This window comes from Nostoc sp. C96, from assembly GCF_059384975.1.
Window position 1 is genome coordinate 3,285,150 of record NZ_CM182020.1, and the last position, 23,892, is coordinate 3,309,041.

General features: G+C 40.4%; 16 protein-coding genes. 9 read left to right on the forward strand and 7 right to left on the reverse strand.

What is annotated here, in order from left to right; translation table 11 throughout:
• Positions 1-49 precede the first annotated feature (49 nt).
• Both ppc and AC504W_RS13985 read right to left on the reverse strand, forming a co-directional pair.
• The gene (ppc, locus tag AC504W_RS13980; RefSeq protein ID WP_494878421.1) at positions 50-3,100 is read right to left on the reverse strand and encodes a phosphoenolpyruvate carboxylase; all 3,051 of its coding nucleotides are present in this window, start codon (positions 3,098-3,100) and stop codon (positions 50-52) included.
• 100 nt (positions 3,101-3,200) lie between these two features.
• Positions 3,201-3,440, reverse strand: a complete 240-nt coding sequence (locus AC504W_RS13985) for a hypothetical protein (protein ID WP_494878423.1) — start codon at positions 3,438-3,440, stop codon at positions 3,201-3,203.
• A gap of 217 nt (positions 3,441-3,657) precedes the next feature.
• Between AC504W_RS13985 and AC504W_RS13990 the strand changes: the two genes are divergently transcribed.
• The 4 genes from AC504W_RS13990 to AC504W_RS14005 all read left to right on the forward strand — a co-directional run bounded on the left by AC504W_RS13990 (position 3,658) and on the right by AC504W_RS14005 (position 10,305).
• A complete protein-coding gene (locus tag AC504W_RS13990; RefSeq protein WP_494878425.1) occupies positions 3,658-6,684 on the forward strand; it encodes a DUF1574 family protein in 3,027 nt (1,008 codons plus the stop codon).
• 61 nt (positions 6,685-6,745) lie between these two features.
• On the forward strand, positions 6,746-8,245 hold the full coding sequence (locus AC504W_RS13995; RefSeq protein WP_494878427.1) for an MBOAT family O-acyltransferase: 1,500 nt from the start codon (positions 6,746-6,748) through the stop codon (positions 8,243-8,245).
• Between the two features lie 386 nt (positions 8,246-8,631).
• A complete protein-coding gene (psbA, locus tag AC504W_RS14000; protein WP_494878429.1) occupies positions 8,632-9,714 on the forward strand; it encodes a photosystem II q(b) protein in 1,083 nt (360 codons plus the stop codon).
• A gap of 129 nt (positions 9,715-9,843) precedes the next feature.
• Positions 9,844-10,305, forward strand: a complete 462-nt coding sequence (locus AC504W_RS14005; RefSeq protein ID WP_494878431.1) for a DNA phosphorothioation-associated protein 4 — start codon at positions 9,844-9,846, stop codon at positions 10,303-10,305.
• 47 nt (positions 10,306-10,352) lie between these two features.
• Here AC504W_RS14005 and AC504W_RS14010 read toward each other — a convergent pair whose 3' ends face one another.
• The 3 genes from AC504W_RS14010 to AC504W_RS14020 form a co-directional block, all read right to left on the reverse strand.
• The gene (locus AC504W_RS14010; protein WP_494878433.1) at positions 10,353-12,350 is read right to left on the reverse strand and encodes a ParB N-terminal domain-containing protein; all 1,998 of its coding nucleotides are present in this window, start codon (positions 12,348-12,350) and stop codon (positions 10,353-10,355) included.
• A 6-nt stretch (positions 12,351-12,356) separates the two neighbouring features.
• Positions 12,357-13,034, reverse strand: coding sequence for a GIY-YIG nuclease family protein (locus AC504W_RS14015; RefSeq protein ID WP_494878435.1), 678 nt, complete (start codon positions 13,032-13,034; stop codon positions 12,357-12,359).
• 81 nt (positions 13,035-13,115) lie between these two features.
• A complete protein-coding gene (locus tag AC504W_RS14020) occupies positions 13,116-14,714 on the reverse strand; it encodes a DGQHR domain-containing protein (protein WP_494878437.1) in 1,599 nt (532 codons plus the stop codon).
• 154 nt (positions 14,715-14,868) lie between these two features.
• Between AC504W_RS14020 and dndC the strand changes: the two genes are divergently transcribed.
• Complete coding sequence (gene dndC / locus AC504W_RS14025; protein WP_494878438.1) at positions 14,869-16,527, forward strand: DNA phosphorothioation system sulfurtransferase DndC; 1,659 nt, start codon at positions 14,869-14,871, stop codon at positions 16,525-16,527.
• Here the strand turns inward: dndC and AC504W_RS14030 are convergent.
• Positions 16,524-16,766 (reverse strand): helix-turn-helix domain-containing protein, encoded by a 243-nt coding sequence (locus AC504W_RS14030; RefSeq protein WP_494878440.1) that lies wholly within the window; start codon positions 16,764-16,766, stop codon positions 16,524-16,526. The two genes, dndC and AC504W_RS14030, sit on opposite strands and share 4 nt — an antisense overlap.
• Before the next feature lie 121 nt (positions 16,767-16,887).
• Here AC504W_RS14030 and AC504W_RS14035 point away from each other — a divergent pair, with 121 nt between their 5' ends.
• The 4 genes from AC504W_RS14035 to AC504W_RS14050 all read left to right on the forward strand — a co-directional run bounded on the left by AC504W_RS14035 (position 16,888) and on the right by AC504W_RS14050 (position 21,113).
• Complete coding sequence (locus tag AC504W_RS14035) at positions 16,888-17,142, forward strand: hypothetical protein (protein ID WP_494878442.1); 255 nt, start codon at positions 16,888-16,890, stop codon at positions 17,140-17,142.
• A gap of 87 nt (positions 17,143-17,229) precedes the next feature.
• Positions 17,230-19,215, forward strand: coding sequence for a DNA sulfur modification protein DndD (gene dndD, locus AC504W_RS14040; RefSeq protein ID WP_494878444.1), 1,986 nt, complete (start codon positions 17,230-17,232; stop codon positions 19,213-19,215).
• 5 nt (positions 19,216-19,220) lie between these two features.
• Positions 19,221-19,622, forward strand: a complete 402-nt coding sequence (dndE, locus tag AC504W_RS14045) for a DNA sulfur modification protein DndE (RefSeq protein ID WP_494878446.1) — start codon at positions 19,221-19,223, stop codon at positions 19,620-19,622.
• Positions 19,623-19,652: 30 nt separating this feature from the next.
• Entirely contained in the window at positions 19,653-21,113 is a 1,461-nt protein-coding gene (locus AC504W_RS14050; protein WP_494878448.1) for a DNA phosphorothioation-associated putative methyltransferase, read from the forward strand.
• Here AC504W_RS14050 and AC504W_RS14055 read toward each other — a convergent pair.
• On the reverse strand, positions 21,100-23,886 hold the full coding sequence (locus AC504W_RS14055) for a non-ribosomal peptide synthetase (RefSeq protein WP_494878449.1): 2,787 nt from the start codon (positions 23,884-23,886) through the stop codon (positions 21,100-21,102). The genes AC504W_RS14050 and AC504W_RS14055 overlap by 14 nt on opposite strands.
• Between the last annotated feature and the right edge of the window lie 6 nt (positions 23,887-23,892).

Consider the following 23,892-nt stretch of genomic DNA (forward strand, 5'->3'; position numbering starts at 1 on the left):
AATAGTCAATGGACTGGGGACTTTTGACTATTGACTCTTGACTCTGAAATCAACCTGTATTTCTCATTCCCGCAGCGATACCATTAATGGTTAATAGTGCGCCTCGGAGTAATTCGCCTTTGCTGTAACGGGAGTGAATAACACCAGAGGTAGCTGTAGTATTTTTGGCTTGGCGCAGGCGCTTGAGTAATGAAACTTGAATGAATCCCAGGGGGACAATTGTCCCGTTACGTAATTGTACTGAACGCTGCAATACAGGATCACCATCCAAAAGTCGATTGTGTCCAGTAATTTTCAGGACAAAATCTCTTGTGAGATAATACTCGCTGGCGATTTGCTCGAAAACTGTCTCAAACCGTTCTTGATCTTCTGGGTTGGATAATTCCTGGACGTAGTGTCGCGCCATTTGCATATCTACTTTAGCCAAGGTCATTTCGGCTTTGGAAATCACCATTTTGAAGAACGGCCACTTCATATAAAAGTAGCGCAGTAATTTGAGGTGTTCTTCTGGTTCTTCATTTAAGAATTCTTGCAATGCTGTCCCGACTCCATACCAGGAAGGTAGCAAAACTCTCGTTTGTGTCCAGCTAAATACCCAAGGAATCGCCCGTAGACTGCTTAAATCTTTCTTACCAGAAGGTCGTCGCGCGGGACGGGAACTAATTTGCAGTTGGCTAATTTCTTCAATGGGAGTGACTTGGTTGAAGAAGTCGATGAAATCTGGTTGTTCGTAGATTAAAGCACGATAGTGTTGCCGCGATCGCGCTGCTAGTTCTTCCATAATTTCATTCCAGGGTTCGATATCATCAAACCCTGTTCGCAACAAACTTGCTTGAATAACGGCGGTGGTGACGGTTTCTAAGTTGTATAAAGCTAAATCCACCAAGGAATATTTCGAGGCTAACACTTCGCCTTGTTCGGTAATTTTAATGCGCCCGTTAATACTGTGGCCTGGTTGGGCTAAAATCGCTTCGTAAGCAGGGCCGCCACCCCGCCCCACCGAACCGCCGCGACCGTGGAAAATCCGCAAGTCCACACCGTATTCTTCAGCAATTTTCTGTAACGATTTTTGGGCTTTATGAATTTCCCAGTTGCTGCTTAAGAAGCCGGAGTCTTTGTTGCTGTCGGAATAACCCAACATGACTTCTTGCAAGTCGGGGGTGAGGACTGAATGTTGATTTGATTCAGGGGTAGCTAGTCTTTGCTGAATATTTTCGTAGCCACCAGCTAATAAAGCCCGATATAAGGGAAGTTCAAACAGCTGGCGCATGATGCTGCGAGAACGCTGTAAGTCTTCTACGGTTTCAAATAACGGTACAACTTGAATTGTGCCGACGGCAATAGCTGGGTCAAATAATCTCGCTTCTTTGGCTAAGAGTAAAACTTCGAGTACGTCGCTGACTTGACGACACATACTAATAATATAAGTCTGGCAGATATTGACACCAAACTCTTGTTGCAGCGATCGCAAAATTCTAAAGGTTTCAATTACATCGTTGGTTTTTTCAGAAAATGGCAATTCCGCCGGAATCAACGGACGGCGGGTTTGCAATTCTGAAGTTAACCAAGCCACGCGCTGTTCTTCTGTGAGGTCGTCGTAAGCTTGAGGTAAAACTTGCAGATATTCTAAAATCTCATTCAGCGCATCGGAATGACGGGTTGATTCTTGACGGATATCTAATTGTGTCAGGTTAAAGTCAAAGATTTCCACTTGACAAATAAGATTATCCAGTTCTCGACAACTCAGACCAGTTTCGCTTAAATTATGCTGAATTAACCGCAGTTCTGCTAAAAATTCGGCTCCCGAACGGTACATTGGCGCATCTTCGTTGGTGGGAGTTTCGCGTTTATATAATGCTAAATTGCGATCGCGGGTATTTTCCAGCCGTCTGAGTACATAAGCTAGTTTCAAGCGATAAGGTTCTTGGCGATAACGCAACGCCAGGGCATCATATATATCACTTAACTGGGACTGATCTAATTCCAGCGATTCTAATAAATCAGGTAAAACATCACTCCAGTGCATGGAGATGCTTAATAACTCAATCAATGTTTTCACTGATTGGATATATCTCTCCAGTACCATTTTGCGCTGATAGCAAGCTGTTTTCCACGTAATTTCTGGTGTGACTGATGGGTTCCCATCTCTATCGGAACCTACCCAGGAACCAAAGGAACAAAAGTTTTTGCGCGGTGGTTCTAACCAATCAAAGGTTTTACTCAAAGCATACTTAAAGCGTTTATGCAGTTGAGGAATGCCATCAAATAATACTTCTTGGAAGTAGTGCAGGGCATAATCTACTTCATCTAAAACTGTGGGTTTGAATTGATGGAGTTCATCGGTACGCCACCACAGCCGGATTTCTTCTAGTAGCTTTTCCCGTAACTCGCCTGATTCCCAAGGATATGCGCCAGCGCGATTTTCTACCGCATCTATTTGTTGGAGAAGATTGACTACTTGTCTTTGTTTATCGCGGATGGTGTGACGGACAATTTCTGTGGGGTGGGCTGTGAACACCAAACGCACATCCAACTGCGAAATTAGCCGTTGAATTTGTTGGGGTGGTACATTCAAATCGTATAGATGGGGAAACAGAGTGGCAAAAGTGCCTTTCTGTTTGTTGTGCATTTTGTTAACCCAATTTTTGGCTAACAAGTCTGAACCTATACCTGTGTTAACAAAGGCATCATCTTCTTTATCGTTGGAAGAGTAGCTACTATCAGAAACCGTTTCTGCGCCCTTAGATTCTGTTTCTATTTCTGAATAACGGGTTAATTGCTGCTTTTGCTCGTATTCCTGCTCTATGATGTTAATTAGCTGGAAGTATAGCGCAAAAGCCCGCGCCGCCCGAATCGCTTCATTAATATTTAGTTGTTCAATCAATTTAACGGCTGAAGCGGCTTGGTCGTTTGTGGCTTGTCCTTCTGGCGAACACAAATCTCGCAACTGCCGCAATAAGTCTACCATTTTCTGACCACATTCTTGCCGCAGGACGTTCTCCCATAATTCTTCAACTATTTGGAGACGACGACGTAAAAATAATTCTGACGCAGGGTAATAATTCGCAGCGTGTGACACAGAGTATAAAAGCGAACTCATATTTGCTTCTCTTGTACAGCCAATTACTGTTTACATTTTTGAACTTTGTGATTTACGCTCATTGTTTTCTATGAGCGATTTATTTTTTTAAGTATAAGTTTTAGCTTTTATTGGTTAATTCATCGTGATTGGGAAAGGGAAGAATCGGCAAGCGATCGCCGCGAAACAATTCTTCACTAGCTTGCCCTAGAGATTCTAGGGCTTTGAGTGTGAATTTTTCGGTGGTCAGCAGCAGTAGTATGGACGCTGTACCTATTTCCAGGATAAAAGATTGGGGAATGCTAAACAAAACCAGATTTAGTTCGGGGTTGGGTGAAGATTGGGAGGTGATAGGAGGCATTGCTAATTTTTGGTTGTTGGCAAACGAGGAAAATGAAACGCGAAACTCAAAATCTGTATGACTTGCAACGATATAAGACTATCTTGGCCTATTTTGCAAGCACAGAAGGTAACAAAAGTGTTAAAAAAAAACAGCAAAATGTGATAGACGTTATGGTTCTAGTTTACAAGCGCAGGCAATACCCCCGAATACTCGCTTCCTGTAAAGTTAACTGCCCATGAAAAAAGTATTACCAGATAGCCAGCAAACTTTAGTGCAATGGGTAAGCCAAGCAACAGGGATTAACACTTTAGGGGTGAAAATCCGGTTGCGGGGAAATGACCTACATATTCTTTGTGAAGCAATCGAGTGTCCTCAACGCTGGCGCACTCTTTCTGATTTACTCCACGCACTCCAGCAAACTAATTTAGATGTCTTAACGAATAACGAACAACCCTCAATATACCAAGTATTGGTTTATGGGCGAAAAAAGGGCGAAAATCGTCCCCAATGGTGCCATCGGGTGCATCTAAATCAATTAGATAAGCATTTAGAACAGGTAGAGCAAGCATTAAAAGACGCGGAATCATCAAAGCCAGGCGGGGCGATGATTATCTCAAATGAGAGTTTAGCCCGTCGCGGCGACCCGAATGCGATCGCTCATTATCTCAGTGAAACTCTTAGTTCTTTGGGTGTGGGCGTTCAAGTCAAAATTAAGGCGCACCAACCCAAAGACAAAAATCAATCGCCCGTAAATCGTTTATGGGTTTTTTGTCAATCTGCCTACAGTCCTGATTCTTCCTTATTGGCAGAAACAATTGCCCAAAAACTCAGACTGTTAAAACTGACTGGCTACCAAGATGCAGTTATTACTTCCCAAGTTAGTGGGGAAACCAGTAATGATTGGGTACTGCGGGTAGATTTGACTCCTCCAGAAGTGATGCTCAAAGAATGGGCGCGTTGGGGAGATATACAAGCGATCGCGCGGTTATTAACAGAAGTATTATTAGAATTTAAAGTCACTGTCCAAGCATCACTTAAAGAATCCACTCTGCATCTTTTTTGCTCCCCTGCTTTTGATCCTTTAGAAGATGCACCTGCACCCGATAAAACAAAATGTCTCGATATTATCGTATCCCATCTAGATGCGATCGCTCCTCAAGGTATTCTCGGTGCTACGATTTACGGGCAAAGAACCGCCCAAAAGCAACCAGCTTGGATTGATTGGATTTCTTTACCTGCGGCGCAACATCCAGCTTTGGCTACTTCTGCTTTAGAGTTAGCCATCAATGGAGATGAACCAGCAACTCATTTTTTACTAGAACGCTTATTAAATACTGATTTAGAATGGCGCTTAAAAACAGGCGGGATTCGCGTCATTTTACTCCACAAAGGTGACTTACTGCACATTATGTGCGATGCGCCTATATGTCCCAACCGTAAACAAGTAGCTAATAAAGTTACCCAGTTTGTCCGCCAGTTAAAATTACCGGGAATCACCGGGGTAAGGGTTTACGGTCGTCGTGCGGGAAATAAAGAACCAGTTTGGCATCATGGCGTAGATTTTGTGCAGCGCCAACGTTTAGTTCCCGAAGCTACCCCAGAGTTTGCTGCGGCTTCTGAATATGTGGGTGAACTGATAGTTAAAGATAGCCAAGAACCCATTTTCCGCCCCGATTTAACCTCAGAAGAAGTTCAAAATTTTGTCACAGAAGTAGCGCGAGATTGGATTGTCACTACCAGCACAACATTTAAAAATTTATTGTTAGGCACACAAATATTTACAGAAGTCGGACAGTCAGATGTAGCAGATCCTGATTTACAAGGTGGACTCAAAATTGCTTTAGTTTGGGGAACATTGGGACTCTTGCTCACACTCCAAACTGATTGGATTAGTGGTCAACTGATTGCTCGGACATTACCACATAAACCACGGGTAACTAATGTTGCTGCATCTGCTGAACAAAAGCCGCCAGCACCCGCCAAAGCCAAACATCAAGAAAAATTAGAATTCTTGGCTAATTCATCTGGGCAAAAATTATCCGGTTCCAAAAATTCAGCCTTTAACGCCTCTGGATTTACGGTCAATGAGGATGATCCTGAGTCTACAGCTTTAACAGCCGCACCACTAAAAGAAAAAGCCACAGCATCGGCAATTTTATTAGCAGCGCGATCGCAAATGCCAAGTTTTAATGCACGGCAATTAGATGAGCAACTAGCATTGTATCGACAACAATTAAATATTAAAGGCAAGCCGCCAGATATCTTAATTATTGGTTCTTCGCGGGCTTTGCGGGGAGTTGATCCGGCTGCATTAGCCAAAGGGTTAGGAAAACAGGGATATCCCAATCTTGACGTTTTTAACTTTGGTGTGAATGGTGCGACAGCCCAAGTTGTAGATTTTATTATTCGTCAAGTACTAGAGCCAACAGAACTGCCAAAACTCATTCTTTGGGCTGATGGTTCTCGTGCTTTTAATAGTGGTCGAGACGATATCACATTTAATGCGATCGCTGCTTCTCCAGGCTATCAAAAAATCCTAGAAAAAGCCCAAAACACTGCTGTTGATGAAGAAACTGCTAAAAATCCGGCAACATCCCCAGAGAAACCCAAACCCGATAAAAAACCAGATGAAATTACTAATTATCAAGCTATAAATAATGGTTTCAATCAGATTTTAGCTGCTTTTTCTAGTACCTATCAAAATCGTAACCAGCTTAAATCCTTGCTGCATAAGCAATTTGATAGTTTGCCATTAATTAGCGATCGCAATTCCCCAGAGACATCATCAACTGAATCGATTTCTGAAAGTTCCGAAGATGAAGCTTCTCTGCAAGCAGTTGATTTTGATGGTTTCTTACCATTATCGGTGCGGTTTAATCCGGCTCGATACTATCAAAAACATCCCAGAGTTACTGGCAATTATGACAATGACTATAAATCATTTCATATAGAAGGCAATCAAGATACAGCCTTCCAAGAAGTTTTGAAATTTACTCAATCGCAGCAAATTCCTCTGGTGTTTATTAATATGCCTCTCACGGCTGAGTATTTAGATCCAGTCCGCAAAAAATATGAGCAAGAATTTCAACAATACATGATTCGGTTAGCGGCTAATCCTAATTTTATTTATCGAGATTTTAGCCAACTTTGGCCAAGAACAAATGATTATTTTTCTGACCCCAGCCATCTTAACCGCTTTGGTGCTTACGAAGTCTCGAAAAAACTAGCAATCGACCCCGTAATTCCTTGGTCAACGAAATAGGTAGGGGAGACAAGGATGAAAAATCACAAATAACAAATGACCATTGACTAATGATTAAAATATGAACTTTATATCAATTTCCTACGGCATATTTTTACTCAGTATATTAGGTATTTACTGGACTGTAGCCGAACAAAAATGGCGATTATGGACTTTATTAATTGCCAGTCTGGCTTTTTATGCTTCATGGAGTATTCAATACATCCCGCTTTTAATCACATTGACCTTTATTAACTTTCGCTTAGGTAGAGAAATTGGCAAAAATACTTCTCCAGGCGAACATAATCTTGATTGGCAAATTTCTAATGAGGAATGGCAGTATGCTAATGCAGATTGGAGTAGTCGTAGAATAAAATTATTATGGCTAGGTGTCATATTAAATGTTTTATTATTGCTAGGTTTTAAATATATTTCTCCCATATTAAACCTAGTTTTTCCTATACAAACCAACGCTCCAGAAGCATCTTTTAAAATGATTGCACCTTTGGGAATTTCATTTTTCACTTTTGAGTGTATTGCTTATTTAATAGATGTTTATCGTGGCGCTCCTGCTACTGACCATTTTCTGAAATTTGCTACCTACAAACTGTTTTTTGCCAAATTAATTTCCGGGCCAATTACGCGCTACCACAACTTAGCAACTCAGCTAAATACACTCCAATTTCCCACCGCTGAGAGAGTAGCCGAAGCATTATGGTTAATTGCTAGAGGTGCAGTCAAAAAAGGACTTTTGGCAGATAATTTAGGTATTTTTGTAGATTTATGCTTTGGAAATTTGCAACGCGCAGGTAGTGGTGATCTTTGGTTGGCGACTTTTGCTTATGGTTTGCAATTATATTTAGATTTTAATGGTTATGTAGACATTGCCCGTGGCACGGCTTTGTTGTTTGGTTTAGTTCTGCCAGAAAATTTTGATTTTCCTTATTTCAGCACCAGTATTGCCGATTTTTGGCGGCGCTGGCATATAACTTTAGGTGATTGGTTACGTAACTATGTATACTTTCCCTTAGGTGGTTCTCGCCGTGGTTTGATACGTACCTGCTGGAATTTATTTATTGTGATGGTAATTGCAGGTATTTGGCATGGTTCCGCCTGGGGTTTCTTTGTTTGGGGTATTCTCCACGGAATTGCTTTAGCCGTTCATCGCCTAACAGATGATTTGAGCGATCGGCATGAAAAAATAGCGCAATTCTGGCAAAACCCTTTTGGTATATTTATTGCTTGGCTGTTAACTCAGTTGATGGTTTTTACTTCTTGGATTTGGTTTCGTTTACCTAATCTCCAAGATTCTTCTTTAGTATTTCAACATCTTTGGGGTTACACTGCTGATGCACAGTTCGCCCAAAAAGTTTACGTAGAAGCTTTAACTATTAGCCCTTACCAACTAACCTGGATGCTGATGATTTTAGCGGCTTTTATGGGGCTGGTCTACGCGTTGAATGGTCGATTAAAACTAGAGTTAAACTGGCCAATTAAGCTGGTTTTCGTACCCTTGTGCTTTTATATTGTCTGGTTGTTAGCACCAGAAGGCAGCTTACCTTATATATATTTTGATTTTTAAGCTAAATCTTTGAGTTTATGGGTTGATTCTGAAAATTTCTGCCTCATTCACCGAAAATATTTGATGTAAATTACCAAATATTTTTTATGAGAGAATTTAAAGTTAATTTGTAAACAAATGTAAAACTATGTAAATAGCGATCGCTGGAATAAAATTTATGAGGTATTGAAATCACTTAACCTCATTTAAATCAAGGCTTTTGCTGCTGTTAATCGTTACTATAAATCCGAGTCAAAGCTTTACATTCAAGTGAGTAAAATTCAAAAATATATTACAGAATATTAAGCGAAACATCCGATTAAAGTAAATTCATGTAGACTTATTTCAGCAGGCAATAAAAAGTTTTGTCTGTCCAATATTTAACGAAACATAGCAATCATAAGAAAATGACCACAACCTTACAACAGCGCTCTAGCGCCAACGTATGGGAACGGTTCTGCAACTGGATCACCAGCACCGAAAACCGCATTTATGTCGGTTGGTTCGGTGTGTTGATGATTCCAACCTTGCTGGCCGCAACCACCTGCTTTGTAATCGCTTTCATCGCTGCTCCTCCAGTAGACATCGATGGTATCCGTGAACCTGTTGCTGGTTCTTTGATCTACGGAAACAACATCATCTCTGGTGCAGTTGTTCCTTCTTCTAACGCGATCGGTTTGCACTTCTACCCAATCTGGGAAGCTGCTTCCTTAGATGAGTGGTTGTACAACGGTGGCCCATACCAACTAGTAATTTTCCACTTCCTCATCGGATGTGCTTGCTACATGGGTCGTCAGTGGGAACTATCCTACCGCTTAGGTATGCGTCCTTGGATCTGCGTAGCTTACTCCGCGCCTTTGGCTTCTGCTACCGCAGTATTCTTGATCTACCCAATCGGACAAGGTTCCTTCTCTGATGGTATGCCTTTGGGTATCTCTGGAACCTTCAACTTCATGATCGTGTTCCAAGCAGAACACAACATCTTGATGCACCCCTTCCACATGTTAGGTGTGGCTGGTGTATTCGGCGGTTCCTTGTTCTCCGCAATGCACGGTTCTTTGGTAACTTCTTCCTTGGTTCGTGAAACAACCGAAACCGAATCTCAAAACTACGGTTACAAGTTCGGTCAGGAAGAGGAAACCTACAACATCGTAGCGGCACACGGTTACTTCGGTCGCTTAATCTTCCAATACGCGTCCTTCAACAACAGCCGTTCCTTGCACTTCTTCCTAGCTGCATGGCCTGTAGTCGGTATCTGGTTTACAGCACTAGGTATCAGCACAATGGCGTTCAACTTGAACGGTTTCAACTTCAACCAATCTGTGATTGACTCCCAAGGTCGCGTTATCAACACCTGGGCTGATATCATCAACCGCGCTAACTTGGGTATGGAAGTAATGCACGAGCGTAACGCTCACAACTTCCCCCTAGACTTAGCTGCTGGTGAAGTTAAGCCTGTTGCAATGAGCGCTCCTGCTATTAACGGTTAATTTTCTAGAGATTGTCTCTAAATAATTAATAAAAAACGCTCTCCTTTTCAGGGGGGCGTTTTTTGTTTGCCTTGAAAGGGATTATCTTATCTTTCGGTTATCATAGCTACAACGTAAATATTCAAATCAATGGCTGCAAATAGAATCAGGGTTGCTAAAGATAAAGCCGAGTTAGTTAAATCATTAGTTGCCTCAAAAGACACAACAGGGCCTTTTCAAACTTATGTAGAAGTGATGGTATTTGCTGCTGCTTTAGGTGCAAAGCATAAAAAACGAGTTCCTATAGAAGGAATTGCTAAAGATATATCACCACTGCGGCAGGATTATTTTTCTAACAGTTTTGCTCTGTTAATTAATTTATTGGCTATTACTGAAACCAAAGACATTAAGATTCTTAGTGAAGAGGATCTTGCTGACGAGCAACGTATCCATATTTTTGAAGAGTATGCTAATGCCGGGCTAGAAATCATACAGAATGAATTGCGTGGAGCAGTAGATTATTCCGAGCGGCTTTTATTAATGCTTAGTTCTGAAAGATTTAATAATGAAGGTGAAGAAGAGGAATTTAACCTTAGCAAATTTCTCTTGTGAATTACCTTCTGTTCAAGCTAAACAAAACTGAATTTTAGTATATGTATTTATTCATTATCAAGTTCATCATCTTCCTCTGATACTTGGAGAAGTGAAGATTGAGTATTTAATTCTGGCAAACCAATAGCGAGTATAGCAGAGAACCTATCTCGAACCATCTCTTCTTTTTGTTGAGTGTTCATTTTTTCATGTTCTTTTCCATAAAAAGCAACAGTATCAAAACCTTTATATAATGCCTTGTAAGCATCTGTGCAACCTGCCCACTCAGCTTTATTTTTATCTGCACTAAAGAAATTGAGTAGTTTTCGCCGCGATAAAATTTGAGAACCTCTTGCAGCGTCGATTTCTGCTTTACGAGAGCCGAAATACCACAAGCACAATAAGGAAAATATTCTATCTTCTACAGTTTTCGCAACTTTAATTTTGTCAGTACCCTGGTTTATTGCTATAAATGTCCATAAACGAAAAGGATAATCTGGCAGGTTAGCATCCACTTTTAAAATACCTTTGTCATATAATCTATCTAGGCAACTTAATACGTTATCGATATTACCTAAATTTGTGTCTTTGGCTTTATAATCAAACTCCACAATTCTGCCTAGACGAACTATAGCTTTCTGGAATATGGCTTTGAAAGCCCATTGATTATCTTTCATGCTATTAATAGCAACTTGATGCGAGAGTATCTCTCGGCTATTCCAATCACTATCCTTAGCAATTTCTTGCTCTCGAATAATTCCTTTATGTTTACTCGTCTGAGCTTGGTAGCTACCAAAAGTACCCTCAATCAAATCATGTTCACGAGCATACTGGAGCAGGTTTCGATATGGCTTAAATTCGAGTAAAAGTTTGAGTAGCCAAGGACGAAAGTTAACTTTAAAACCTTCTATTGCAGAGCCAAGGTAATTTTCTGGTATTCGAGAAAATGGTGTAACGGGATTTCCATCTTCGTCACAATAGTCTTCTATATAATATTCTTCAAGAGTACGTCCCTCGTACTGAACTTTTTCCTCACTTGTGCCAAGAGCAGAGTCAATACTTTCGATAAAATCTAGTACCTGCTTCTTTTCCATTGGATCGCGTGGTGGTTTCAGATCCAGTGCTGCTGAAATCAGCAAGTCTAAATGAACTAGTGAATTTAGGTAGTAGGAGCCATCAAATCGGTTTGAGTCGTCTTGCCAGCGTACTAGAGAAAGAGGAAGTTTATCTTTCGCATCTTCCCCTGTACTCTCAGTTAATAAAGTTCTAACGCATTGGGCGCTAATGCTTTTGTCATCAAGAATAAGCTCTCTAGCCTTATCTACAGTCTTAGCATTCTTATTCAAATCAGTGAATAATTCACGAGCGATTCCCCGGATTGAATAATCAGAAGCACTCTGAAGATTCTTGAAGCCCGCACTAGGATGAAGCAAGATAAATAAAATTGGTATTTTTGTTTGTTGCTCAATTGTGCGAAGAGTACCACCTCGAAACCTGGGATCTTCACGAAAGGTACGGAGCGCCCAAAGACGATGTTGTCCATCTACTGCTACTGCTAATACTCTATCTTCATCCCAACGCAGCCGAGCAGAAACTCCAGTAGAAACAAATTGAACACCCCCGAAGTTCGCAACCTCACTTTGGAAATTCTTCCATTGTTCGTCATCAGGATCTGTGCCATCCCAAGGTATAGGGGGAGGTGTTAAGTTTGTAGTCTCATCGAAAGCGTTCTGAATCTTACCATCGCTGTCCTTTGGCATCAATACAATAGTAATTGCATTAAAAAACTTCAGCTTATTTGGATCTAAAAGATAACCTTTAACTATGTCATCTTCTACTCTCTTCTCATCAATTTCTCGCTGAAAAAGCTCTTTAAGAGACCATTTTGTATCTAACGAAGCGGGGATTTGTTCAGCTATTTTTAACTCGTCAATAGCTCGGTTGACATCAACCAAAGAAAGAACGTATGGAAGTGCTACACCTTCCGATAAAGTGTAAATACCAGTTAAACCGTACAGAGGTTTATTAAATCTTGATTTTCCTTCATTATTTGAGAATATCAGCATTTGATCTCAACCGTATCTAAGAGTAAATGATGGAAGAAATAGTCTAGATAAAATATCTTCAACTAGTTTGTCTGAAGCGAGTTTAGAACATTCATAGTCTTCTTCAATTTGATTATCTAATTCCTCATCTTCATCAACACTATCTGGAGCAGTGCTTGTATTATATGAAGTATGAATAACTAACAGCCTACATCTATTAATTTTGTGTCCAGCATCCGCAAGGCGATCGCGTAAAATGCTACCTTCACTAATATGACTGCGAATCCTAGAGTATAAATTAGTTGCCTTTCCTATATATAATGGCTGCTGAAATATTAGCGAATTGCTTAAAAGCATAAAGAGCAGTTGGCGAAATGACGAATCAGCAGCTAACTCTTTCAGCAAAAGCTCTTTAGAAAATGAAGTCTCTGGTTCGAGTTTTATCCGGTGTGCTGGAGGCAGTTTTGTTTCTCTCGGAGCCGAATGATCCTTACAAAGTTCCCCTAAAATATAATCAACGAATACTTCAGGATCATTGATCGCATTAGCATCAATCTCAAAGCGACGATACCAAGCGTAGACACCGCCCATATTATCGGGGATGCGGCTTAAAACAGCACTATTTCCACGCATCTGTGCCAAATCATACAATACGACGTTTTCACTTAGCTGTTGCACGGCATCACTGCCATATAGCCATGCCACAAAATAGACTCCCTTTATACATTACGTATCAGGGTAGCATAATAATATTTCGAGAGGCGAGAAAACAGCAATCAATTTTAATTAAAGAATGTGTGGTAGCCCTACCTGCTTTAGTTCTACCAAATTACCGTCAAAACCTATTGTTTTATTTTCTACAGTTCTCCCATTAGCCAGTGCCTTGCGAAGTTCAGCAATTTCCATCTGATCCTGAAGTCCGCCCAAAATATAAATCAATAACTTAGCTGCTAAATCTCTCCCTGAAACCTGCACTCGCTTTTTATTAGGGTCATACAAAACCCCATACCAAAGAGACTGAGGATATTCCATCCCAGTAAAACCGCCTTGCTGATCAAACTTTTTCAACTTCTTGAAAATAGTAGTTAGAGAAACCCCTTTTTTAAATACTAAAAATCCTAAAGCTTGGGCTAGAGCAACTTGCGCTACAGGGCGGAAAAGTATATTTGCTTCACCGCCACCTTTTTCAAAACTAAATCTTCGTAAAACTGGTGTATCTTCATGTTCCAAAATCTTGTAACTAGGTAAATTAGCCAAGTTATCAAATAGCTTTTTAAATTCTGCAATTCCCTGCTCAATTTCTTCGTCTTCTGGACGCATCGGAATCAAACCTTTTTCCAATGGTTTCCAGTGAGGAAATTTTTGACCTATATATCGCTCAGACATATCTTGTAGAGCTTGTAATGTCGTTAAAACTGTAGAATTTGTGGCTACAGTTGCACTATTCCAATTAACACGCGGATTTCGATTTGGACGCTGTTCTAAAAGTGGATGAGTCACCGCAATTTTTCGCGCCACAATAGAAAAACCGTCATCTTCATTTAACTGCGCTAACTGACCTTTAGTTAAAGGTGCAGCCATCAAGTTAACATGAACAAAAATCGACCTTACCCTTCTTCTAGCTTCGTTACGAGTTTCTCCAGAATTTACTGCACAAATAAATTCAATACCAATTTTTTCTTTAGGTAAGCTTTGCAAATAAGCAGAATCTACTTGATATTGCTCGATTAAATCTGAGACAGTAATAAAACTATCATCGGCAGTTTTATCTTTTTTATATCGCTGGAGTTTGCCAGTTTTAATTAACTCAATTAAACCCTGAACTCCCATCAGCCGATGTTGACCATCTAGTGCATAAATGGTCACATTTTCTTCAGAAACATTGAGTAAGCCGACCTTACCATCTTTATCTAGAGGCGTAAAATCGGTAGTAGACTTTATAGCGCATTCTTCACTATCCCACTCAGAGGCTTTAGAGTCATCAACCCAAGGCTGATTAATTACTACGAGAACTGGGGGAAACTTATGATTTTTTCTCGCAGCCAAATATTGAACTAGAGGTGCTTGACGCGACCAGTCAATAGGACGCTGTTGAATTTCATCAATACTATCTGCATCGATTTCGATATTATCAGTCTCTGGATTATATTTTTTTTGCAGCAGAGGTAAACCAGAAGCAAAATGAACTCGGCTTGCAAACCATTCCAGAGTCACAGAACCAATATAGGCTTCACTTCCGCCCATTTCCGTTTTCTGCACCAGAATTTGGTCTTTCTTCTCTAAAAATTTTTCTAGGAGTAAAGCTAGTACCTGTTTATCCTTGTTTTCTCTCTCCAGGTACTCTTTTGCAATATCGGTAGTGAGGTTAGATGCAATGTCACTCATATTAATTTTTAAAAACTTAGTCCTGTAACCTAGCTATATTGTCCAAAAAGTTAGATACTAATAAATCAGTTTTTAAAAACTTTTTGGGGAGCCGCGCATTCCATACACTAGAGTAAACAAGCGGTAACGCCCAAATTTCCAGAGGTAGGAAGCAATGACTGAAGCACAAAAACTAGAAAATAAAGGTCAGCAGACACGTACTGTAGCAGAATTGGTAGATGATATCCAAGCTCTTACCACTGAAATTCAAGAATTGTATTGTTTGGATGCTATACCTTGGATCATTGGCGTATCTTGGGGCAAAGACTCTAGCACTGTTTTGCAACTTGTCTGGAATGCGATCGCTGCTCTGCCTCCAAAAAAAAGAACTAAAACAATTCATGTAATTACAACAGATACTCAGGTAGAAAATCCTATTGTTGCCGCATGGGTTCGTCAATCTATAAAGCAACTGGAATCGGCTGCAAAAGAAAAAGGAATGCCGATTCAACCTCATCTACTACACCCAGTAGTGGAAGACACCTTTTGGGTAAATCTCATTGGTAAAGGTTATCCAGCCCCCCGCAATCAGTTTCGCTGGTGTACGCCTCGGTTGAAAATTAATCCAGCTAATCAATTTATTCGTGAAATAGTTCGAGCCAACGGTGAAACAATACTTGTTTTGGGTACTCGCAAAGCCGAAAGTGCTAAACGTGCTGCCACTATGAAAAAACATCAAGCAAGTAGAGTAAGAGAACGCTTAAGTCCTAATGCTAGTCTTCCTAATTCTTTAATTTATACTCCTATAGAAGATTGGAGTAATAATGATGTCTGGATTTACCTGAACCAATCTGATAATCCTTGGGGACATAGTAATAAAAAATTATTCAGTTTATATCGAGGTGCAACAGCAGATAATGAATGTCCTTTAGTTATAGATACCTCAACTCCGAGTTGTGGTGATTCACGATTTGGCTGCTGGGTTTGCACATTAGTTAATCAAGATAAATCTATGCAGGCGATGATCCAGAATGATGAAGAAAAAGAATGGATGCAGCCCTTATTAGATATCCGTAATGAATTAGATGCTGAAGATGATAGAGACAAAAGAGATTTCCGAAGGCTTCGTCGGGGAGAAGTCCAATTATTTGAACGCAATAAAGATGGAAAAGTCTCTGTTGAACCAATACCGGGGCCATATACAAAATACTGGCGTGAACATTGGTTAAGACGGTTGTTACAAGCTCAAACACAAATCCGCCAAACAGCACCGGAAAATATGCGCGACATTACTCTTATCTCCCTAGAAGAATTGAGTGCAATTCGCCGAATTTGGTTAGAAGAAAAACACGAATTTGACGACAGCTTACCCCGCATTCATCAAGAAGTTACAGGTGAAGAATTTAAAGATCCGCGTCCAGGTGCAGATTTTAACTTATTAGGCAGAGATGAATGGGCTGTGTTAGAAGAAGTCTGTACAGATGATGAGATGCACTTAGAACTGATAGCAAAACTTTTAGACACAGAACGCCAATTTCGGAAAATGTCGCGTCGTATAGGAATTTATGAAAGCTTAGAACAATGCTTTGTTACCAGTTCTCGTTCTAAAGATGAAGCAGTGAAAAATGCTCGTCTAAAACGAGATTTGAAAACAGCAGTTGAACAAGGTGATATTGAAAAAGTTAAACAACTAACTTTAGCCGATTTCTCAGCACCAGAGAAACAACCAAGTACACCCGATACACAAATTGATACACAAAACAAATCAAAATCTGCTGACAAGGCAAAAACTTGGTCAAATATGAAATTTAAAAAGAAACAGACCAAGGCTTAAACTTGCTGGTCATCATTAGCATCTCCTAAGTACAGCCTGATAAACTCGTCTGCTGCTGCTGGGTTAATTTTTCTGAGTGCATCACGAATTTCTAACAGCGTATCAGCAACAGGATCTCTAATTTCATTCACCCAACGGTGAACGTTTGGTCGTCCTGTTCCCATTGTGACCGCTAACTTGTTTTGGCTGATGCTGTATGTTTCTAACACCTGTTTAAGTGCTTTACCTGCTTTTCCCATGCCTTTGATTGTGTCAAAGGCTTCTAACAGAGTAAATGTTACCGATGGGTAACTATAAGTGTAAGATAGTTTTGTTGCCGATAGGTAACATCAAAACTTGCTAATAAACAGGTAAATTCCAATGACTAAAAGCTTTCTTGCCGATACTTGTCAAGCCACCACACCGTTTGCTTCCACCAACGACTCTATACAAACAACACCCGATAGAGAGTCGGTAAAAGTTGTAATTTATGGTTCTAAAAAAGGTGTTAACAATATAATTTTGACTTTATACAAACTGGGTTTTGCCGAAGTTAACGAGTGGAGTCCTTTATTACCTAGTTCTAACCCTGGCGAAGTTATGAGTATTTTAACAAGGCAGATTCTGACCAATTAAGTTAAAAAAGACGGGGCGAATGGAATTCGCCCGGAATGATTAAAAATCCTATCTCGACCGATACCGATGTTTTATCTATAAAGACAAATGATATTTTTGGAACTCGTATTACAAGATTTTGGCCCTTATTCTGGCAAACAAGTAATTAATCTTGACCCAAGAATTGAAGAAAATCCCCGTCCGATTCTTTTATTAGGTGGGATGAATGGCGGGGGAAAAACTACGCTGATGGATGCTATTCGTTTAGCATTATATGGACAACGCGCTCAATGTTCGACGCGCGGTAATTTGAGCTATAGTGATTTTTTGACTCAATGTGTTAATAGTAAAGCTAACTCTACTGAAAAAACCAGGATAGAATTACTGTTTGAACATATCGAAGACGATAAACCAGTCAAATATCGTATTGTACGCTATTGGGAAAAAAATCCTAAAGATGGTAAAGATACACTAGGAATTTTAGGCGATAGTGATACATGGCCAGAGTCTTGGGTAAATATTTGGGATGACTATATAGAAAATTTATTACCTTTAGGAATTTCTAATTTATTTTTATTTGATGGCGAACAGGTAAAAGAACTAGCAGAACAAGAAACACCACCACCAATTGTTGTAGAAGCTATTCGTGGGCTGTTAGGGCTAGAATTAGCGGATAAATTAGCAGTTGATTTAGATGTCTTAATTACCCGCAAGCGGAGAGAGATGGCGGATACTAAAGATTTAGCCAATCTTGAAGATATTGAGAAAAGGTTATTACAACAGCAAGAAGATTATCAAGTAACAGAACAAGAGTTAGCTAATTTAAAAAATCAAGTTGAAGCCTTAGAAAATATCCAGCGAGAAGCTTTAGATAAATTTGTATCTGAAGGTGGTAAAATTGCCGCCGAACGCAGTCAGTTAGAAGAGAAACAAAAGAAAAAAACTTCTGCATTAGAAGCAATTCGACAGTCGTTATGTGAATTAGCTGCGGATATTTTACCTTTAGCATTAATTCCTAATTTATTGATTCAAGTACAAACACAAGGTGCAAGTGAATTTCGTAATCAACAGGTGCAACTTGCGAGAGATGTTTTAATTGAACGAGATAAACGCTTACTTGAATGGCTAACTCAGGTAACTATTGCTGCTGACCAAGTTGATAAAATTCAAGCTTTCTTAGCTGAGGATGTCGATAGTTTATATGCAAGTTCACTGCAAGCTGAAGAACCTTGGTTGTTAGCTGATGAGGAAAACTTGAGTCAATTAGATAATGTGAGATATCATTTGCAAAATGCGCGTAATAATGCCAAACAGCATTTAGTTAATCTCAAAAACCTGGAAGAAGAAATTATTACTTTAGAAAGACAAGTGCAGACAGCAGCAGAACCAGAAGCTTATAAAAAGCTGCGTGATGCTGTAGAAGATTCGCAAAAAGAAGTTGTGCAAGCTAAAGCAAAGTATGAAACAACAAGACAGAAATTAGCAGCGTTAACGGATGCTATTGAAATAACTAAAAAAGAATTAAACGATTATACTGACAAAAGTATAAAACATAAAAATAGAGAACATATTATTACTTCAGCTTCTAAAGTTCAAGAAACTCTGAAGGTTTTCCGAGAAAAATTAACGCTAAGGAAGCTAAATAAATTAGAGGAGGAAGTGAAAAATTGTTTTCTCTATTTACTGCATAAATCTGATTTAGTATTTCGCATCGCTATTGATACAAAAACCTTTGCTTTATCTCTGTTCGATTTTGATGGTAAACCAGTTCCAAAACATCGTCTTTCGGCTGGAGAGAAGCAGTTACTTGCGATCGCCTTTCTTTGGGGACTCGCCAAAGTCTCTGGCTTGCGTTTACCAGTAGCCATTGACACACCCCTGGGCAGACTCGACTCTTCCCACCGCCAAAACCTAGTAGAAAAATACTTCCCCGCCGCCAGTCATCAGGTAATTCTTCTTTCTACTGATACGGAAATTGGTAAAAAAGAAGTCGAAACCCTGCGGAAGAATGAAGCGATCGCCCGCGAATACCTCCTCAAATACGACTCATCCACTCGTCAAACTACAGTGATGGAAAATAAATATTTTTGGTAAAAGATATGGAATCTCCAATCGAAAGAATTAAACTTTCCCAAACAGCAAAAGACCAACTGCAAAAACTCAAACGCAACACCAAAATTGACCAATGGAATATTCTTTGCCGTTGGGCGTTTTGTCGTTCTCTAGCAGAAACAACCCCACCTTCCCCCGTACCAATTCCCCAAGATAGTAACGTAGAAATGACTTGGCGCGTCTTTGGTGGCGAAATGTCGGATATTCTTCTGCTCGCCCTCAAGCAACGCTGTCATAATGACGGCTACCCTACCGATAAGGAAACCTTAGCAACCCAATTCCGCCTACATTTGCATCGTGGTATTGGCTACTTAGCTGGCGACCCAAATATCAAGAAAATTGAAGATTTAATTGAACTGGCGATAAAAGATGGAAAGGATATTAGTTAACTGTTAACTGTTAACTGTTAACTGAATATTATGCCGGAGAGCTACTTAGAAATTGATCGTCATCGCGCTGCGATCGCTCGCACAGAAATCTCTCGTCCTGTAAGATTAGCCATAGAATGGTCAATCATCAATCAGGACACAACTTTTTTTGACTACGGCTGCGGTTACGGTGGCGATGTACAGCGAGTCGGGAACCTCGGCTATACCAGTGGAGGTTGGGATCCTTACTACTACCCCAATCAACAGATTACTCCGGCTGATGTGGTTAACTTGGGTTATGTTGTCAACGTCATCGAAGATTTAGAAGAACGCAACCAAAGTTTAATCAAAGCCTGGGAACTCACCCGCAAAGTTTTAATTGTGGCGGCTCAAGTATTAATTAATGCTCCTAGCAAAGCGCAACTCGCTTATAATGACGGCATTGTTACTAGCCGTAATACCTTTCAAAAATATTACGAGCAAGCAGAACTCAAAAAATATATTGATGAAATTCTCAACGTTGATGCAGTTCCGATAGCGCTGGGTGTTTACTTTGTCTTCCGCGACGAAGCCGAAAAAGAAAGTTTCAAAGCCATTCGCTTCTTTTCGCGCACTTATACACCGCGAGTTCGCATTCCTAGCAAGCGTTTTGAAGACTATCAAGAACAACTTGCACCGCTGATGGCATTTTTTACCAAACGCGGGAGATTACCTGTCAAAGGTGAATTAGCCAACGAACAAGAACTACTAAGCGAATTTGGTAACTTCCGCCGCGCCTTTGCGGTTGTGCTGCAAGCCACCGATGAAGCAGAATGGGATGCGATCGCCTATCATCGTTCTTTAGATATTCAAGTTTACCTTGCCCTTACCCACTTTGATAAACGCCCCAAATTCTCACAACTAGCGCCAGAAATGCGCCACGACATTAAAGCTTTCTTCGGTAGTTACGAAGAAGCTTGCGAAGTCGCCGACCAAAAACTATTTAGTTTAGGTAGACCAAAAGTAGTCCAAACAGCCTGTGAAAAAAGCAAAATCGGCAAGCACACACGCGGCGCACTTTACGTTCATGTTTCCGCCCTCGCCGCCCTCGACCCTTTACTCCGCATTTACGAAGGTTGCGCCAGTCGCACCATTGGGCGTGTTGATGGGGCGACGCTGATCAAATATAACCTTGACCAACCGCAAATATCCTATTTATTTTATCCAGACTTCGATACAGACCCCCATCCAGCCTTAAAAGCCAGCATCACAATTGACTTAAAAACTTTATACGTCACTCACCGAGACTATGCAAATCGGGCAAACCCACCTGTTCTGCATCGTAAAGAAACCTTTGTCATGTCTAACTATCCCCAATATGAAGAATTTGCTAAACTTACCCAACAAGAACAGGAATTAGGTTTACTCCAGCAAAAAAGTGATATTGGTACCCGTGAAGGTTGGCAAAAATGCCTTATTGCTCATGGAGTAGAAATCAGAGGACATCAAGTTTATGCAATTAAGAAAAGTTAAGTAATCTGGCTCGTGCTTGTTGTAAACAAATAGTTAATTTTTCAGCTAGAAATTTGACGTTTGGTTCATGAATCATAGTTGTATGAGAACCAGGAATTTCATAGCTTGTTAAACCGCCAGCTGCTAAATCACTCCATCCCAAATCAGGCTTTATGTCTAAACCTACTTCTGATTTACTGGCGCGAAACACAGTCAATTTACCAGGATAAATTAAGGGTAAATACAGCATTCCTGCTTGATGATTAGCCCAAGTGACAGCCAACAGTTGCAAGTCCAGCGGTGAGCGTTTGATATAACGCAGATAAAGCTGATAAAAAATGCTAACCTTCCCTACTGTAAAATGCCAATTTATCCTGTTCCATAGATAAGCTAATTGGTCTTTTGGTTTCAAACTTAAAAGTTTAAATAAATGAAAAAACTGAGATTTTCCTAATTGGTTGGCTGGAGTATTTCCAGAGAGTGAAGATGGAGTGTCTAACAAAGCCAAAAAAGCAACTTCTTCTCCTTGAGCATAAAGTTGTTGAGCCATCTCAAAAGCTACCATACCTCCAAATGAAAAGCCTCCTAAAAAATAAGGGCCATGACTCTGAATCTGGCGGATTTCTTGAAGATAGCGAGATGCCATTTCAACGATGGAAGTACAAGGTGTTTGTTGCCCATCCAGTCCCTGTGCTTGTAACCCATAAACTGGTTGATCTGGTTCTAAATACTTGACCAAGTCTCGATAAAAGAGGACATTACCTCCCATTGCATGAACCAAGAACAGAGGTGGTTTAGTACCAGTGGTTTGAATTGGCACTAAAGATGAAAACGGTATGGATTTTTCTTGGTCAGTTAACACATTAGCTAATTGTTCTATTGTTTGCGCCATCAAAAAAGTAGATAAGGGTAAGCTTTTACCCAACTTGCGGTTAATCTCAATTAATAACCGCATTGCTAACAGTGAGTTTCCACCCAACTCAAAAAAATTATCTTTCACCCCAAGAGATTGAATTCCTAAAACTTGTTGCCAAATCTGGGCCAATTGCAGTTCTAATGAGTTACTGGGAGCGATAAATTCTGTGAGATTTTGGATAAATGACTCAGGTGCAGGTAGGCTGCGACGGTCTACCTTGCCATTTGGATTTAATGGCAGTGCATCCAAAAATACAAAGGTCGCAGGTATCATATACTCAGGCAATTTATCTTGCAAAAAGCGATGCAATTGACTTTGACTAGGGAGTTGTTCTGGATGGGCAACAACATAGGCCACAAGTCTCTTGTTACCAGGAACATCCTCTCTCGCCATTACCAAGGTTTGTTTTAGCGCTGGATGCTGGTTGAGTGTGGCTTCGATTTCTCCTAGTTCAATGCGAAAGCCGCGAATCTTCAGTTGTTGGTCGATGCGACCAAGGAATTCAATGTTACTGTCTGGTAAATAACTAACTAAATCTCCAGTTTTGTACAAACGCGCGCCTGGTTCTTGGCTAAAAAGGTGGGGAATGAACTTCTCTGCTGTTAGTTGCGGACGGTTGAGATAGCCCCGCGCTAGACCAACTCCACCAATGTACAGTTCACCCGGTTCACCGATCGCAACAGGCTGCAAATCCTCATTTAAAATATAAATTTCTGTATTGGTAATAGGGTAACCAATCGGAGCCACAAGATAATTCGTTCCTCTTTGACACTTCCAGAAACTAGCATCAATGGAAGCTTCTGTTGGGCCATAGCAATTAAATAGCACATTATCCAGGCACAGGCGCTCAAAGAAACGCTCTATGAGTTCAACGGGTAAAGCTTCGCCGCCACAGGTAATATGTCTGAGACATTGGCAATTTTCAATTCCCTTCTCTTCTAACAAAACTTGGAGCATAGAAGGTACCAGTGCCATGACAGTAATCTGCTGTTCGCAAATTACTTTAACTAAATAAGCACTGTCCCGATGTCCTTCTGGATGAGCCATGACTAACTGTGCGCCAAAGCATAATGGCCAGAATATTTGCCAGACGGAGGGATCAAAGCTAAAAGAAATTGTCTGCAAAACTTTGTCTGCGGCTGTTAATTTAAAGGTCGTTTGTCGCCAGTAAAGCTGATTATAAATGCCTTTGTGGGGAATCATTACACCCTTTGGTTGTCCTGTGGAACCAGATGTGTAGATGACATATATGAGGTTATCAGGACTAGTTTTATTGATTGGGTTTTCTTGACTGTTTTGAGCAATTACCTGCCAATCTGAATCAAGACAAATTACTTTGCCACTGTGATTTGGTAGGCTCTGGAGGAATTTTTCTTGGGTTAGTAGTATGGGCGCTTGAGTATCTTCCAAGATGAAGGCTAAACGCTCTAAAGGATAGGATGGATCTAAAGGCACATAAGCACCTCCAGCTTTGAGAACTGCTAATATTGCGATCGCCATTTGCAGCGATCGTTCTAAACAAATGCCCACTAATACTTCTGGGCCAACTCCCAAAGAGCGCAGGTAATGGGCTAACTGGTTCGCCTGCTGATTTAACTCCCTATAAGTAAGTTGCTGATTTACTCTTCTCTTATCGGAGACGCTACGCGAATGAGAAGCTAATACTAGTCCACTCAAGTCGGAGAATGCTCCTACTTGAGTGCCTTCGCTATGCACGTCTAAAAATACCACGGCTATTTCATCAGGAGAACTTTCTACCTGTTGCTCAAATAGTTCGTGAATACACATAGACGAAGTATTAATTACTTCAGTCGTGTAACACTCTTGTAAAGATGTGAAAGTCTCAGTATTACTCAAAGTATTGACCTTATTGTTCATCTCAGT

Excerpts from the sequence above, each read along its gene's own strand:
- ppc (WP_494878421.1), bottom strand. The coding sequence starts at position 3,100 with ATGAGTTCGCTTTTATACTCTGTGTCACACGCTGCGAATTATTACCCT.
- AC504W_RS13985 (WP_494878423.1), bottom strand. The coding sequence starts at position 3,440 with ATGCCTCCTATCACCTCCCAATCTTCACCCAACCCCGAACTAAATCTG.
- AC504W_RS13990 (WP_494878425.1), top strand. The coding sequence starts at position 3,658 with ATGAAAAAAGTATTACCAGATAGCCAGCAAACTTTAGTGCAATGGGTA.
- AC504W_RS13995 (WP_494878427.1), top strand. The coding sequence starts at position 6,746 with ATGAACTTTATATCAATTTCCTACGGCATATTTTTACTCAGTATATTA.
- psbA (WP_494878429.1), top strand. The coding sequence starts at position 8,632 with ATGACCACAACCTTACAACAGCGCTCTAGCGCCAACGTATGGGAACGG.
- AC504W_RS14005 (WP_494878431.1), top strand. The coding sequence starts at position 9,844 with ATGGCTGCAAATAGAATCAGGGTTGCTAAAGATAAAGCCGAGTTAGTT.
- AC504W_RS14010 (WP_494878433.1), bottom strand. The coding sequence starts at position 12,350 with ATGCTGATATTCTCAAATAATGAAGGAAAATCAAGATTTAATAAACCT.
- AC504W_RS14020 (WP_494878437.1), bottom strand. The coding sequence starts at position 14,714 with ATGAGTGACATTGCATCTAACCTCACTACCGATATTGCAAAAGAGTAC.
- dndC (WP_494878438.1), top strand. The coding sequence starts at position 14,869 with ATGACTGAAGCACAAAAACTAGAAAATAAAGGTCAGCAGACACGTACT.
- AC504W_RS14030 (WP_494878440.1), bottom strand. The coding sequence starts at position 16,766 with ATGGGAAAAGCAGGTAAAGCACTTAAACAGGTGTTAGAAACATACAGC.
- AC504W_RS14035 (WP_494878442.1), top strand. The coding sequence starts at position 16,888 with ATGACTAAAAGCTTTCTTGCCGATACTTGTCAAGCCACCACACCGTTT.
- dndD (WP_494878444.1), top strand. The coding sequence starts at position 17,230 with ATGATATTTTTGGAACTCGTATTACAAGATTTTGGCCCTTATTCTGGC.
- dndE (WP_494878446.1), top strand. The coding sequence starts at position 19,221 with ATGGAATCTCCAATCGAAAGAATTAAACTTTCCCAAACAGCAAAAGAC.
- AC504W_RS14050 (WP_494878448.1), top strand. The coding sequence starts at position 19,653 with ATGCCGGAGAGCTACTTAGAAATTGATCGTCATCGCGCTGCGATCGCT.
- AC504W_RS14055 (WP_494878449.1), bottom strand. The coding sequence starts at position 23,886 with ATGAACAATAAGGTCAATACTTTGAGTAATACTGAGACTTTCACATCT.